Here is a 14,232-nt window from a genome sequence, read left to right on the forward strand (position 1 = left end):
CGTGATCATCACCGTCGGGACGGACTCGATGGAGATGTATGCGAGCCGCCTCGAGGAGCTGACCGCCGAGCGAGGCGAGTTCACCACCCTGAACGCGGCAGGTTCATACGAGCGCTATCTGATGGGCACTGGAATCGACCACGTTCACGAGCTGTCGTACTACGACCGTAAGCGGATCCACAACCTCAAGTACTACACGTGGGTCGAGCAGCAGGGCAAGACCTACGACGAGATTCAGGCGCAGTGGTACGACCCGGAGTACTGGACATCGATCCAGGCGATGGTCGACCCCATCGACGATCTGATCGACGCCTTCAACGCCCGAGTCGCTCTCCACTGAGCCGGCCTTTTCGCGCGACATTCTGCCCCCAGAGGGTCAGAATGTCGCGCGAAAACGGATCACTAGTTGAAGATCAGCTCGTGTTCGATGGCCACCCGCTTGGGGTGGTTCGGGTCGAAACGGACCGAGACTGCGCTTCCCGGAAGGAAGTGTGACAGCTCTCTGTCGTTCAGGTACTCGTAGGCGTGGGCGACGTAGGGCTCCGAGGATTCCGGGTGTACCTCCAGATCTACCTCGGATTGATGCAGAACGGCGCCATGCCTGTGCATCGTGAGGCCGGTGTCGTGGATATCGAGAACCAGCCCCTGTGCATGTATCCCGACCTTGGCCAGCCTTCGCCGGCGAATCATCGGGCGGGTAGCAGCGAACCCGAGCACTCCCAGTAGGGCCAATGTCGCGGCCGCCGCCGAAAGCGCCAACGCACCCCCGCCTCTGCCGACCGTCCACGGCCAATCGGCTCCACGGGTCCAGCCCAGCGCATGCCCGATCCAGTAGCCGCCCCAGGCGGCCGCCACGCCTATGAGAATGACTCCGAATACCCGGGCCGTCTTCATAGGGATATCGTCTCAGAAAGTGGCTGCAACTGGAAGGGCCCACCCGGCTTTCCACACGGCCGCCCGTCTGCATCTGTGCCCATGGCCGCGCCGCAAAGGCCTCGGGGTCGGGCTGAGAACCGGCCGGCGACCGGACGGTCCGCGGTCTCGAATCCGCTCCGGAATCATTGGGCTTCACCGTACGCCCGTTCATGCCGATAACAGCCGGAACCGGCGCGGTCGAACGCGCCGTGGTTGATCTATGGAGGACGCGGCGATGAGTCGACCCAGAGTGTTGGTTGTTGAGGACGAGCGAGTGGTCTCGCTTCTCCTGACGCGCACACTCGAAGCCGCCGGCTATTCGGTGACCGCATGCGGAGACGGGCTCGACGCTTTGGAAATAGGGCTGGGACGGGATTTCGACCTCGTACTTCTCGACCAGAGAATGCCGGGCCTGCTCGGCCTCGAGGTCCTGCAGAGGTGGACTGCAGCAGGTCGGGAGTTCCCGGTCATCATGATCTCCGGGATTACCGGCGAGGCCGACGTCATCCAAGCCCTGGAAGTCGGCGCGGTCGATTACATCCGGAAGCCGTTCAGCATCCAGGAGGTTCTGGCCCGGGTCAAGGTCCGCTTGCGCGGAGTCGCTTCGTGAACGGTGCCGTCGGCAGCTTGCTCATCGGGCTGGCCGGAGTGTTCGTACTGGCAGCAGGCTCGCTGTTCGTCCTCAAGGTCGCCCGCCGCCGGCAGCGCGACCGGCGGGTCGGGAGGAAGAACCGTTTCATCGACATGGTCGGTGGACTGGTGGTCGAGGGAGAGTGGAACGCACGCGTATTCAGGCGATATGCAAGCGATGAACTCTTTCGGGAGGTACTGCTCGAGTACCTGCGAATGATCGCCGGATCCGATCGAGAGCGGCTCATGGCCGTCACCCGGGAGATCGGGATGGTTGCCGAGTACGTGGCGGACCTGCGCGCGGGGGACAAGAACGGGCGGGTGGCCGCAGCCGAGGCGTTGTCCGAGATCGCCGATCCTGAGACGCTGACTGATCTCGTGTTCGCACTCGGCGATCCCGTTCCGGAGGTCAGGGTGCAGGCGGCCGCAGCACTGGCGAAGATCGGTGACGGCCGTGCCGTCAAGAGCCTTCTTGCGGCAATGGATCAACAGGACGACATGAGCGCCCAGCGACTGGCCGATGCTCTCTACGGCTTCGGTGCAGTAGCGGTGCAGGAGGCTGCTCGCTATCTCTCGAGTCCGGGCAAGTACCGCCCCTTGATCGCCAGAACCCTTGGTCTCATCGGCGACATCAACGCAGAAGATGCGTTGATCCAGGCCCTCGATTCGCCCGATCAAAGCCTGCGGATTCGTGCGGCGGCGGCCCTGGGTCGAGCCGGTACACACAGGTCCGTTCCGTACCTGCTCGAGATGCTCGGCGATGACCAGTGGGAGGTGCGCGCACAGGCTGCCACGGCAGTCGGGAGACGCCTGGATCAAAGGGCCGTGCCCTGGCTCAAAAGGGCGCTCAGCGACGACTCTTGGTGGGTACGGCACAACGCCGCCGCCAGCCTCGTCGAAGTTCCCGGCGGACCCGACGCATTGCGCCTTGCCCTCGATCATCCGGATCCCTATGCCAGGGACGCGGCTGCTGCTGTGCTCCTCTCCTCAGGCATGGCCGGTGAGGCCGTCGGCGATCTGACCTCGGACGATCCGCTCGTCCGCAACCCTGCGATGGACCTCGTCATGAAACTCGCCAGAGCCGGGAAGGGAGCATTCCTCGTCAACGAAGGAGTGCCGCCCGAGCTCGTGAGTCGACTCCATCATGCAGGGCAGTCTCATTTGCCGGCGGGCTTCTGATGGCGGAAACAGTCCTCCTCTGGATCAACTACGGGATGCTCGGCTACGTCCTGGTGATGGAGCTGCAGATCCTGTTGCTGGCCGGCGCTTCCTACGTCGCTCTGCGGCGGGATAACTTCACCCGGCGGCATGGACGCATCCGTGATCTGGCCACCTCCGACACCACACCCCCGATCACGATCATCATCCCGGCCCACAACGAGCAGGCCGGAATCGTGGAGTCGGTGCGATCCACCGCCATGCTCCACTATCCACGTCTCGAGATAGTCGTTGTTAACGATGGAAGCACCGATCTCACCGTTCAGCGCCTGGTTGAGGCATTCGACATGGTGCCGATCGACTTCCCGTTCCGCCCCGCCATCAGTACCAAACCGATTCGTCGGATCTACCGGAGCCGGATGCCGCTGCCGCTGGTGCTCGTGGACAAGGAAGGGGGTGGGAAGTCGGATGCCATCAACGCAGGAATCAACGTTTCCCAGTATCCGTACTTCATGGCCACCGATGCGGACATGATCATCGAAAGCGAGGCCCTGATCCATGCGGCACGTCACTTCGTTGAGGACCGTGATCGCACGGTCGCAGTGGGCGGCAACGTCCGGCCCTTGAACGGGTCGCGAGTGCGCAGTGGTTCGGTCTCCGAAGTGGACCTGCCCAGGCGGCCGATCGAAATGGTCCAGATCGTCGAATATATCCGCTCATTCCTGGCGACCCGTCCCGGATGGTCGGCCTTCGGCTCACTCTTGATCGTTTCGGGAGCCTTCGGCATGTTCCGCAAGAGCGCAGTCATCGAGGTCGGCGGGTTCCGCAACGATCATCTTGGCGAGGACATGGAGATGACCATGCGGCTGCATCGGCACTATCTCAAGAAGAGACAACCCTACCGGATCGTGTATGCGCCGGATGCCGTCGCCTGGACCGAAGTGCCCAGCACCTGGGGCATTCTGCGGAAGCAGCGGATTCGCTGGCATCGAGGTCTGATTCAGGTGATATGGCAATACAAGGGGATGATCTTCAACCCGCGTTACCGCCGGGTCGGCCTGATCGGCTGGCCGGTGTTCATCATCTTCGAGTTCATCGCGCCGACGGTCGAGTTGCTCGGATGGGTGATCGTGCCGGCATCGATCGCTTCCGGATTCGTTCAGGCTGCGGTCGCCCTGCCGCTGGCGATCGCTGCGCTGCTCTTGGGCGCGATCAACTCGGTCGTTTCGCTGTTTCTCGACGATCGCTTCGGATATTTCGGGAAGGCCGGCCAGACCCTCCGACTGCTCTTCTACTCGCTAGCCGAACACATCGGGCTGCGGCAGATGAGCGTGTGGTGGAGGTTCCGGGCGATGTTCTGGAACCGTTCCAGGAAGGTGTGGGGCGATATGCAGAGGACCGGCGTCGGGAATCTCGCGGGTTCTCCCGGCGAAGAGATCGGAACCGCCTGATACTCTTGGGGGGCCGACCGAAGGGGAGTCATGGCTGAACCGGTCCCGGTGGTGAGCAGCGTGGTGTTCGATTGCGCGGACGCCCATCTCGTATCCCGCTTCTGGATGGGCTTGCTGGATACCGAAGTAGCGGCCGAGTTCGCCGGTTTCATCTGGTTGAAGCCGCAATCCGGAGGGTCGCTGCAACTGGCATTCCAGGAGGTGCCGGACCCGACTCCCGGTAAGAACAAGCTGCACCTCGATGCCCACCACGAGGATCTCGAGACCGTGACCGAGCGTGTGGGCGGATTAGGCGGCGCCCTGGTCGGGACCCACAACGTTCCCGGATTTGTCTGGAACGTTTACGCCGATCCGGAAGGGAATCAGTTCTGCGTGGGCCACGAAGTCGAGCCGGGCTGAGCGCTGTCTACGGGACGACGATGACCACCGTGCCGATCGGCGTCCACGCGTAGAGAGCTTCCGCCTCGGCATCGGATTGTCTGACACATCCGGCGCTCAAGAACTGCCCCAACTCGTCTTCCGATTGCATCGGTTCTCCGTCGGATCGGCGGGGGATGGCGTGAAACCCTATGGATGCGGTTCTCCCGTAGGCGAAGCGCACCATGTGTTCCATTGTGATCCCGTGATGGCTCCAGGCAAGGGGCGACTTCGAGTAGACGGTATATGTGCCGGGATCCGGTACTCCTTCACGGCCGGAGACGAGGTACGAGTCCACCACCGTGTCGTTCTGGTCGATCATCCAGATCCGTTGCTGGGCGTTGGCGTAGATGATGCGCTTTCCCTGCCCGACGTCGGGGGGTGAGGGGAACGGCCGGGCGGGAGGGGTGAGAGGATTCAGATCCAGGGCTCTTGCCAGGAACACGGCTGCCTGCCGGCGAGGGAGAGCGCCATAGGGGCAGAAACGGCCGGTGGCGCAACCCCTCGTGATCCCGGCCGCGGCGAGAGCGTTGATCGATGCTTCGTGAATCGTCAGCGAATCGTCGAAGAAGAGGTCGGTGTCCGCAGCCGGAAGGTCGAACGCACGCACCAGGAAGGTGGCCAGCTCTCCCCGGGTCACCGGAGCCGATCCACAGAACCTATCGGTGCCGCATCCGCCGGTGATGCCCGCTTCCGCCAGCGAGTTGATCGACGCTTCGTGAGCCGACCCGTTGTCATCGACGAAGAAGTCGCTCGCCGCGGGCCGCAGAGCAAGTGCTCTGGCGAGCATGGTCGCCAACTCGGCGCGGGTGACCGTCTGATCGGGACAGAAACGATCGCCCGCCGGCGGGTTGCAGCCTGTGGTGATTCCCTCTGCTGCCACAGCCTCTATGAAGCCTTCGGCGGCGGTCCCGTCGTCATCGACGAACGTTCCTCCTGGTGGAAGCTCACCGGTCTGGGCTGCGACAGGGGTGGTCGACGGGAAAGCAATCAGCATGATCACCATTCCCGCGGCTAAGAGACCGGACGGGCGCGTCCCCGGGCGCATGCTCCTTCATCGGCACTCGGCCCGGAACCTTTATCCAGAGCGAGGAGGATTTGCCGTTCGCCGAGCCGGTCACGACGTCCCAGACCGGCGGGACTACCGGTTACCGGCGCCCGGGACCGCAGTGCTGCGACTCGAGTCCACCTACTCCTCGTAGCCCGGGTGCAGCAGCCTGGTCCCGCCGCCCGCCACGGTGGGCAGGTGCGGCATCGAGCCTGCCAGCCCCCTGAGGAGCACGTACATATCCGCCACGGGCTCCAACGAGTACGCCTCCCCGTCTGTGGCCGGCCGGGTGGGTGTGACGTCGATTACCTCGAGCGTGCCCGGTTCCAGCCGGGCCGTGAATCCGGGGGTCGAATACTCGACCGACCCGTTCAGAGTCATTCGGTGTGTCTCGCCGCCTACCCGGCTCTCGATCGAGCCGTCCTCGAAGATCATGAAGGCGTTGCCCACCTGGGCCTCGAAGTCCTCCCGGTCCAGGTACAGGCGCGGCTTGTCTACGTATGGTCGTCCCGAAGTCGGACATGCCGTCGTGCAGTTGCCGCATTCGTTGCAGAAATCCGTGAGGACGGCGATCTGGAACTGCTGGTCCGCTCGATACGGCGAGGTGCCGCCGGCCGTCAACTCACCTCCCGACGCAGTCAGGGTCGCCAGGTCGGTCCGGAACGGGTCCATCTCGTAGGTCATCAGTGCCATGTTCGGGCACACCCCGACGCACAAGGAGCAGATGAGATGGCAGTCGAGGCACCGGGCTGCCTCGGCCATGGCTTCCTCGGCTGTGAACCCGACGACCGTTTCCTCGAATCCGTCACGCTCGGACAGTGCCGTGTGCGACACGGGGACGCGATACTCCCGCCGGGACCTGCGGACGACCATGTCCTGGAGATCCACCTGCGGGTTTTCGACGGGTGGAGCCGATCCGTTGAGAGAGGAGGCGATGGAAGCTGCCACGGCTTTCCCGTCGGCCGCCGCCTTGACGATCGAGGACGGGCCGTGGGCGGCTACGTCTCCACCGGCGTATACGCCGGGGACGGTCGTTTCGAAGGTCGCCGGATCGACGACCAGGTAACCCTTCGCAGTCAACTCCGGCGTCTCGCCGTCGAAGAAGTCCAGAACTGAATGCTGGCTGATGGCCAGGATCATCGTATCGAGGGGAATCTCGAACTCCGAGTCGGGCACGTCGAAGGGGATCTTCCGCCCTGAGGAGTCCCGTTCGCCGGTGTACCGGGTCCGGGTGCAGACGAGTCCGGCCAGCGCTCCGTCCTCGATGTGCAACGACGACGGACTGGCCAGCTCGACTATCTCGATGCCCTCTTCGAGGCATGCATGAACCTCTTCGCGATCGGCAGGCATCTGGTCGATGGTGCGCCGGTAGATGATCGACACTTTCCCCGCACCGGTGCGGAGGGCGGAGCGAGCACAGTCCATGGCGGTGTCTCCGGCACCGATGATGCCCACCCGGTGGCCGATCGGCACCGGATCGCCTTCGCGCACACTGCGGAGATACCTGAGGGCGTCCAGCACGCCGTCGGCATCCTCGCCCGGCAGTCCGAGCTGCTTGGCCAGTTGCGCTCCGACTGCCACGAAAACGGCTTCGTATCCCTCCCGGCGGAGGCCGTCCAGGGAGAAGTCGACACCGGCCTTCATCCCATAGCGGATTTCGACACCGAGCGACTCGAGGACCGCGACGTCCTGGTCGATGACGGTCTGCGGGAGCCGGTAGGAGGGGATTGCCCCACCGACCATTCCACCGGCATAGGGGTGGGCTTCGAATATCGTCACGCCGAATCCTGCGTAGGCGAGTTCCTGCCCCGCGGACAGGCCGGCCGGCCCGGCTCCGATGATGGCAATCTTCTTGCCCGTTCCCGGTTTGCGGGTGAACAGCACCGGTTGCTCCTCGTGCTCCATGATGAACCGCTTCATGTGCCGGATGGCCAGTGGCTCGTCGAAGTGGGTACGGATGCAGGTGTTCTCGCAGAGATGATCACATACTCGCCCGAGGATCGAAGGGAGGGGGTTGTCCTCCCGGGTCAGCCTGACGGCCTCGAGGAAGTCGCCGTTGCGCACGGCGTTCATGTACTGCGGGACCTTCTGGTCCACGGGGCACTCGTCCAGGCACGGTGCTTCGATGCAGTCGAAGTAGTGGAGGCCGCGCGGAGTCTTCGAACGATCCGTCCGGAAGGACTCTTTCCGGTAACGCCAATCGGATCGCACCTCGTCGGCGTAGTGGCGGAGATTCAGCCGCGCCAGCACCCTGCCCACCAACCCGACCAGAGCCTCGGATCGATCGAAATCGCTCCCTGCCTCGACAGCCCAGGCGCGGGTTACCTCAACGGCAGGGCGGTCGATCGACTCCGAACGGAGAGCTTCGGCCAGTCCACGACACGAGTCGAGGTCCAGGTTCAGACCGCTGTCGGTGAGTGCGGAGTAGCGGAGCAGCGGGGCGAACTCGTCGAGGTTGGCGTCGCGCAAGGCGGACTTGGCAACGAAATCGGACAGATCCTCGGCGCCCACATCGTCGATCGCCTTCTCGAGGTGCTCGATGTACTGGAGCATTCGAAGGTAGCCGCCGGACTTGAGCAGGTCCGAGCACACGGTGACCGTCTTCATTCCGGACTTGAGCAGACCGGCGACGTTGAACGCATCCGCCCCACCGGCGAATGACAGCAGCAGATCGCCCCGGAAATCCTCCGAGATGCGCATAGCCAGATTGGCCGTGACGGCGTGCAAAGCGCGGCCGGAGAGATACATCATGTCGTCCGCCTCGAAAACCGTGCGCCAGTTGTTCACCTCGAGCGTGTTCGAGAGTTTCAAGCCGAAGGTGAGGTTGTGTCCGGCCGCCACCCTCCTGAGGTTGTGAAACATCGGCACGGCGTCGGCGTACTTCAAATCGTGGCCGAACGCTTCGTCGGGGATCGGAACATCGTCGAAGCCGAGGTCTTCGTTGATGATTCCGCGTACGCGGTCGGCGCCGAGCAAGGTCGGGTTGCACTTCACCGAGGTGTGAAGCTGCCGCTCATCGAGCAGGTATTCGGTGATTCGTTCGATCTCATCCGGAGGGCAGCCGTGCATCGTCGAGAGCGTGATGGTGTTGGAGATCTGGGTCGGTATTTCGAGATTCCGAACGTCGGGATACCGCTGAGCGACGATTTCGACGTAGGCCGGAAGGTAGGCCGAGGCGTCACGCATGGTGTCGAGGAACCACTGCACGTTCGGCTTCAGGATCCCCTCGAGGTTGTAGCCGACGCTCATGTTGAAGATCATTCCGGGTCGGTCGCCGGGGAAACCAAGCTTGTGGTGCAGAGCGTGGATGAGCACCCAGGCTCTCAGATACTCATCGAACGATTCGAATACCTTGAGCTCCTGCGACCACTCGACGTTGTATCCCTCGTCTTCTATGTCGATGCAAGGTTTGTTGACGTCCAGTTCGTCGAGGGTCTGCACCGTCTTGAGTTCGATGAATCGGGCGCCGACCAGCCATGAGACGATGATGTTCTGGGCCATCTGCGTGTGCGGTCCTGCGGCGACGCCGAATGGCGTTTCCAGCCACTGGCCGTACTTCTCGAGTCCGAAGCGATCGCCGGCGGACGGCTCGAAGAAGGCAGAGCGCGGAACGCCGAACAGGGAGTTCTTCTGCTCGAGTTCATCGAAGACCCAGTCGGTCAGCTGCTCCATCGAAATGGGATGGAATCGATCGGACATCTCTTGGCTCCTATGGATTCAGAGTCGGGAATGAAGGCGAGCTGCCTGCTCTGCAGCTTTGGCGCGCACTTCATCGGCATCGACCCGCGTTGTCTTGCCATCTTCGAAAACGGTTTCGCCGTCGACCCTGACCTCGAGCGGCCGCACTCCCGGTGTGAAGGCGATGTGCCACGGGTCCATCGGCTCGTACGACCAGGTGACTTCATCGTTGCGAGCTTCCGGCATGATGTCCCAGCCGGTCTCCAACCACGACCAGGCACGATCGGGTCCGGCGGTGACATCGACGGACCGCTGCATGACGTAGGCGAGTCGGAACGATTCGATCACGTTGGCGCCGATACCGTCGGTGCCCAGCGCCACCGGGTTGGAGAACCGGGCGGGGTTGGCGTATCCGACGCCGTTGTTCAGGTTCGAACGCGGATTATGGAGAATCGTGCCGTGCAGATGATGCTCGGTCGGAAGGTGCACGCAATGGCTGAGCAGCCAGTTGTCGCGGGTCAGCCCTGCCAGCCGGGACGGCGCGTCCTTGTCTCCGATGCCCTCTGCCACATGAATGTGAACGCCGACGCCTAGGTCGTTCGCCAGATGAGCTGCGTGGCGCAGCGACTCATCCGAGCACGTGAAGGCGGCGTGGATCCCCACCAGGCCCTTGTTGCCCTCCTTGATGAACCGTTCGTTTTCGGCGAGGCCGCGCCTGGCTCCGTCGACGCCGTGGCGGTCGGTGATGCCGTAGGCCGGGAGAACCCGTACGCCGACTTCTGCGCAGGCTTCGGCGATCACGCTCAGGCTGCCTTCGATGGCGTTCGGCGACTCGTGGTGGTCGACTATCGCAGTGGTGCCGGCCTCCAGTGCCTCGACTGCACCGAGCATGGCCGACCAGCGAATCATCTCCAAGTCCAGGGCCGTATCGAGACGCCACCAGATTTGCTCGAGGATCGTCTGGAAGTCTGTCGGGGTCTTCGGGGGAGGAGGCATTCCTCTGGCCAGAGCCGAGTAGAGGTGGTGGTGGGCACAAACCAATCCGGGTGTAGTCGCTGCCATATCGCTCCTCTCGGCTACCCAAGCTAGCGGGCCGGCTTCCTCGTTTCCCATCTCGCAGGGGAATCTCACCATTGAGCGCTGCCCGGCGCGCCGGGTGTGATCCGGAATGAGCGTGGCCGTCGGCAACTATCCTGGTTGAGTCTTCTTCCTGCTCCGGTCGTGTAGCTCCCGGCCCGGGCAGACGTGGAGCTTGTCGAGTGAATGCGGGGTATGGGATGCGAACGATCACGATGTACCACAGGCCTACGAGCCTCGGTGAGGCGTTAGATCTCATGGCCAGGGAAGGAGTGAGTTCGGTAGTGGTGGCCGGCGGGACGGTCGTCAACTCGTCGCCTCATCCACCGGACACAGAAGTCATCGATCTTCAAGCCATCTGCGGCAACACGATCGAGAACGAGAATGGCCGCCTGGTCATTGGCGCAATGACCCGGTTGCAGACCCTCGTTGAGAATCCGGCGGTTCCGTCGCTGCTGCGCGAGCTGACCTACCGTGAAGGTCCCAACACCCTCCGTAACGCCGCCACGATTGGCGGCACCGTGGCGGCGGGTGACCCCGACAGCGAGCTGCTGGCAGGTTTGCTGGTCTTCGAAGCAACGGTTCGAGTCGAGCACCAGGGCCGCACCTCGACTCTGCCGGTTGCGGATCTCCTCGCCGACCGGCGACTGATCGAAGGCGGGATCATCAGCTCGATCTCCGTCGCCACCGGCGGAACCACCGCCTCGGCCAGGACCGGGCGCACTCCCGCAGATGTTTCGATCGTTGCCGCAATCGGGCGATCTGCCGGTGACGGTGTGCTTCTGGCGCTGACCGGGGTTGCCGCCACGCCGATCCTCGCCACGCGCGAGACGATCGCACATCTCGATCCGTCCGGCGATTTTCGCGGTTCGGCCGATTATCGGATCGACCTTGCCGGGACCCTGGCCGGCCGAGTCTTCGATCAGTTGGGAGGTGTGGCGTGAAGATCGACCTGAGAGTGAACGGAATCGATCGATCCTTCGACTGCGCGCCACACGAGTCTCTTCGAGCTGTGCTTCGCCGGGAGGGCCTCTTCAGCGTTCGTTTCGGGGCCGAGACCGGCGAGACCGGGGCGGACGCCGTTCTGCTCGACGGCCGGTTGGTCTCCTCCGAGATCATGCTGGCCGCCCAGGCCGGTGGGCACAGCGTCGAGACCGTCGAAGGCCTGAACCCTGCACGGGGGCTTCATCCGATCCAGGAGGCCTTCGTCGCCTCGGGCGCCATCCAGTCGGGATACTCGACCCCGGCCATGATCCTCGCCGCCAAGGAGCTGCTCGACCGCAATCCTGATCCCACCGAGGTCGAGGTGCGGGATGCGTTATCCGGAATCCTCGATCGCGAGACCGGCTACCTGCGGCCGGTCCACGCCATCTTGCGGGCCGCGGCAATGCTGCGCGGTGAGGCGATCGCTCCGATTGAACCGGCGCTGATCGAACCCCTCGTCGAGCCCGATCAAGGGCCCGATTTCGGCGCAGTCGAGCGGTGGCTCGACCTTCCGCCGCTGGCTCCGAAGGTCATTCCGAGCCCCGACGTTCCCGAGACCCAGGTGGTCGGCAAGCCCGAGCGGAAGGTCGACGCCGTCAAGCTCGCCAAGGGTCATCCTGCGTTCGTAGACGACATCGAACTGCGCGGGATGCTCTACGCCAAGATGCTCTACAGCCCGCATGCCCATGCCCGGATCGTCGGTATAGACGACTCGCGCGCCCGGGCGCTTCCCGGCGTTCATGCCGTTCTCCACCACGAGAACGTGGCCCGGGTCAGGTATGCCTCCGGCGGTCAGAGCTACCCGAATCCGCTCCCTTACGATCAGGTCAGCTTCGACAACAAGGTCAGGCACGTTGGAGACCGGGTCGCCGTGGTAGCCGCCGAGTCCATCGAGATCGCCGAGGAGGCCGTCTCTCTGATCGATGTCGAGTACGAAGTCCTGCCCGCGGTGTTCGACGAGAACGAGGCCATTTCCGGTCATGCGCCGATCATTCACGACGAACCCGACATGGAAGGTGCCTTCGACGCCGCTCGCAATATCGTCCAGCACATCGAAGCTGAGGTGGGGGACATCGAGGCCGGACTGGCCGGCGCGGATCACGTGTTCGAGCGGACCTTCCGGGTGCATCAGGTTCAGCAGGCGCCGATTGAGCCGCACATCGCCATCTCGTGGTTGGACAGCGATGAACGGCTCGTCATCCGGACCTCGACCCAGGTTCCTTTCCACGTCCGCCGGATGGTTGCCCCGCTGCTCGGCCTCCCCGTCCGGCAGGTGCGGATCATCAAGCCCCGCATCGGTGGTGGTTTCGGGGTGAAACAGGAGATGCTGATCGAGGATATCGTCGGCCATCTGACCCTTGCCACCGGGCGCCCCGTGCGCCTCGAACTGAACCGGCAGGAAGAGTTCGTCTCGAGTCGAACACGACATCCGCAGACGATCACGTTCACGACGGGTGTCAAGAGCGACGGAACCCTGGTCGCTCAGAGAATGCGGACCGTGGCCAACACCGGCCCCTACGGGACGCACGCACTGACGGTACAGATGGTCAGCGGGCTGCGCGGTCTGAGTTCCTACAACTCCCCGAACAAGAAGTTCGACTGTGACGTGGCCTACACCAATGTTCCCGTCGCCGGCGCGTACCGCGGTTACGGCGCGCCGCAGGCGCTGTTTGCCCTCGAGTCGCACATGGAGGACATTGCGACGGCGCTCGGGATGGATGTTCTCGAGTTCAGACGCAAGAACTGGACCAAGGTCGGCGATCCGCTGGACGTGGCGGCCGAGCTCGGCGAAGGGGCGGCCGAGATGAAGTTCATTCCCGTGGTCACCTCCAGCGGGATGGATGAGTGTGTTGCCCAGGGACAGCGCGCCGTTGGGTGGCATCGCCGCTACGACCCCGAATGGGTGAGTCCGAGCGATCGTCCCCACATCCGGCGTGGCATCGGCTTCGCGATGTGTATGCACGGGAGCGCCATTTCCGGACTCGATATGGGCGGTGCGAGTCTCAAGATCAACGACGACGGATCGTTCAACCTCCTCATTGGAGCCACCGATCTCGGTACCGGAGCCGACACGATCCTGGCGCAGATCGCGGCAGAGGTGCTGGGCGTGCCGACTGAGGAGATAATCGTCTATGCCGCCGACACCGACATGACGCCGTTCGATGTGGGTGCCTATGCCTCGAGCACCACCTATGTGTCGGGCATGGCCGTCAAGAAAGCCGCCGACGAAGTCCACCGGCAGATCGTCACCCGGGCTGCGTTGATGCTCGATGTCGACTCCCCCGGCGAAATCGTCCTGCGCGACCGGGCGGCCTTTGCCACGGATGGACGCTCGGTGACTCTGGCGGAGGTGGCGTTGCATTCGCTTCACCAGGACGATCAGCACCAGATCATGGCCACCGCGTCCTATGTCGCCCCGGATTCCCCGCCACCGTATGCCGCACAGTTCGCCGAGGTGGAGGTGGATGTGGAAACCGGACAGGTCACCGTCTACGCACTCGTGATGGCGGTCGACTGCGGAGTACCGATCAATCCCATGACTTCGGCGGGACAGGTAGAAGGGGGGATGGTTCAGGCACTCGGATACGGCCACTGTGAGGAAATGGCTCTCGACGAGGACGGGCGGATGGTCAATGCCCGGTTCGGACCGTACAAGCTCTATCGCAGCGACGAGATGCCCCGGATCGAGGCATACCTGGTGCAGACAATGGAGAAATCGGGTCCGTTTGGGGCCAAGGCGATCGCTGAAATCCCCAAGGACGGGGTGGCGCCGGCGATTCGCAACGCGATCTTCAATGCAACGACGGTCGCCATCGACAACATTCCGTTCACGCCCGAGCGGGTGTGGCGGGCTTTGCAGGACCGCTGACTCCC

At 63.6% G+C, this 14,232-nt stretch carries 11 protein-coding genes; 7 read left to right on the forward strand and 4 right to left on the reverse strand.

Translation table 11 applies throughout. The annotated features are described in order from the left end of the window. A partial coding sequence (locus VLT15_10380; protein HSR45614.1) for a pyridoxal-5-phosphate-dependent protein subunit beta occupies positions 1 to 340 on the forward strand: 340 nt, incomplete at its 5' end. A gap of 62 nt (positions 341 to 402) precedes the next feature. On the opposite strand, the gene VLT15_10385 is transcribed toward VLT15_10380, so the two are convergent. Next, positions 403 to 894 carry a DUF3592 domain-containing protein gene (locus VLT15_10385; protein HSR45615.1) on the reverse strand — a complete coding sequence of 164 codons (492 nt, stop codon included), beginning with the start codon at positions 892 to 894 and terminating at the stop codon, positions 403 to 405. Positions 895 to 1,150: 256 nt separating this feature from the next. On the opposite strand from VLT15_10385, the gene VLT15_10390 reads away from it, so the two are divergent. Genes VLT15_10390 through VLT15_10405 form a run of 4 tightly spaced genes read left to right on the forward strand, consistent with a single transcriptional unit; the run spans position 1,151 to position 4,553 of the window. Then, complete coding sequence (locus VLT15_10390) at positions 1,151 to 1,525, forward strand: response regulator (GenBank protein ID HSR45616.1); 375 nt, start codon at positions 1,151 to 1,153, stop codon at positions 1,523 to 1,525. Next, positions 1,522 to 2,724 carry a HEAT repeat domain-containing protein gene (locus tag VLT15_10395; protein ID HSR45617.1) on the forward strand — a complete coding sequence of 401 codons (1,203 nt, stop codon included), beginning with the start codon at positions 1,522 to 1,524 and terminating at the stop codon, positions 2,722 to 2,724. The genes VLT15_10390 and VLT15_10395 overlap by 4 nt, the downstream gene beginning before the upstream one ends. Continuing rightward, positions 2,724 to 4,154, forward strand: a complete 1,431-nt coding sequence (locus VLT15_10400; GenBank protein HSR45618.1) for a glycosyltransferase family 2 protein — start codon at positions 2,724 to 2,726, stop codon at positions 4,152 to 4,154. The genes VLT15_10395 and VLT15_10400 overlap by 1 nt, the downstream gene beginning before the upstream one ends. A 30-nt stretch (positions 4,155 to 4,184) precedes the next feature. Continuing rightward, on the forward strand, positions 4,185 to 4,553 hold the full coding sequence (locus VLT15_10405; GenBank protein ID HSR45619.1) for a VOC family protein: 369 nt from the start codon (positions 4,185 to 4,187) through the stop codon (positions 4,551 to 4,553). Positions 4,554 to 4,560: 7 nt separating this feature from the next. Here the strand turns inward: VLT15_10405 and VLT15_10410 are convergent, their stop codons facing one another. The 3 genes from VLT15_10410 to VLT15_10420 all read right to left on the reverse strand — a co-directional run bounded on the left by VLT15_10410 (position 4,561) and on the right by VLT15_10420 (position 10,359). After that, complete coding sequence (locus VLT15_10410; GenBank protein HSR45620.1) at positions 4,561 to 5,577, reverse strand: S-layer homology domain-containing protein; 1,017 nt, start codon at positions 5,575 to 5,577, stop codon at positions 4,561 to 4,563. Between the two features lie 183 nt (positions 5,578 to 5,760). Continuing rightward, a complete protein-coding gene (locus VLT15_10415; protein ID HSR45621.1) occupies positions 5,761 to 9,318 on the reverse strand; it encodes an FAD-dependent oxidoreductase in 3,558 nt (1,185 codons plus the stop codon). Between the two features lie 18 nt (positions 9,319 to 9,336). Further along, positions 9,337 to 10,359 carry an amidohydrolase family protein gene (locus tag VLT15_10420; protein HSR45622.1) on the reverse strand — a complete coding sequence of 341 codons (1,023 nt, stop codon included), beginning with the start codon at positions 10,357 to 10,359 and terminating at the stop codon, positions 9,337 to 9,339. A gap of 230 nt (positions 10,360 to 10,589) precedes the next feature. Here VLT15_10420 and VLT15_10425 point away from each other — a divergent pair, with 230 nt between their 5' ends. Together VLT15_10425 and VLT15_10430 are read left to right on the forward strand one after the other, a co-directional pair. Beyond that, on the forward strand, positions 10,590 to 11,318 hold the full coding sequence (locus VLT15_10425) for an FAD binding domain-containing protein (GenBank protein ID HSR45623.1): 729 nt from the start codon (positions 10,590 to 10,592) through the stop codon (positions 11,316 to 11,318). Next, the gene (locus tag VLT15_10430; GenBank protein ID HSR45624.1) at positions 11,315 to 14,227 is read left to right on the forward strand and encodes a molybdopterin cofactor-binding domain-containing protein; all 2,913 of its coding nucleotides are present in this window, start codon (positions 11,315 to 11,317) and stop codon (positions 14,225 to 14,227) included. Before VLT15_10425 ends, VLT15_10430 begins: the two co-directional genes overlap by 4 nt. The last annotated feature ends 5 nt before the right edge of the window (positions 14,228 to 14,232 follow it).

The sequence above is a fragment of the Acidimicrobiia bacterium genome (genome assembly GCA_035471805.1).
Lineage (GTDB): Bacteria > Actinomycetota > Acidimicrobiia > Spongiisociales > JAHEDJ01 > JAHEDJ01.

Coding starts and splice junctions, on each gene's coding strand:
- VLT15_10400 (HSR45618.1), top strand. CDS start 2,724: ATGGCGGAAACAGTCCTCCTCTGGATCAACTACGGGATGCTCGGCTAC.
- VLT15_10420 (HSR45622.1), bottom strand. CDS start 10,359: ATGGCAGCGACTACACCCGGATTGGTTTGTGCCCACCACCACCTCTAC.
- VLT15_10415 (HSR45621.1), bottom strand. CDS start 9,318: ATGTCCGATCGATTCCATCCCATTTCGATGGAGCAGCTGACCGACTGG.
- VLT15_10385 (HSR45615.1), bottom strand. CDS start 894: ATGAAGACGGCCCGGGTATTCGGAGTCATTCTCATAGGCGTGGCGGCC.
- VLT15_10405 (HSR45619.1), top strand. CDS start 4,185: ATGGCTGAACCGGTCCCGGTGGTGAGCAGCGTGGTGTTCGATTGCGCG.
- VLT15_10425 (HSR45623.1), top strand. CDS start 10,590: ATGTACCACAGGCCTACGAGCCTCGGTGAGGCGTTAGATCTCATGGCC.
- VLT15_10390 (HSR45616.1), top strand. CDS start 1,151: ATGAGTCGACCCAGAGTGTTGGTTGTTGAGGACGAGCGAGTGGTCTCG.
- VLT15_10410 (HSR45620.1), bottom strand. CDS start 5,577: ATGGTGATCATGCTGATTGCTTTCCCGTCGACCACCCCTGTCGCAGCC.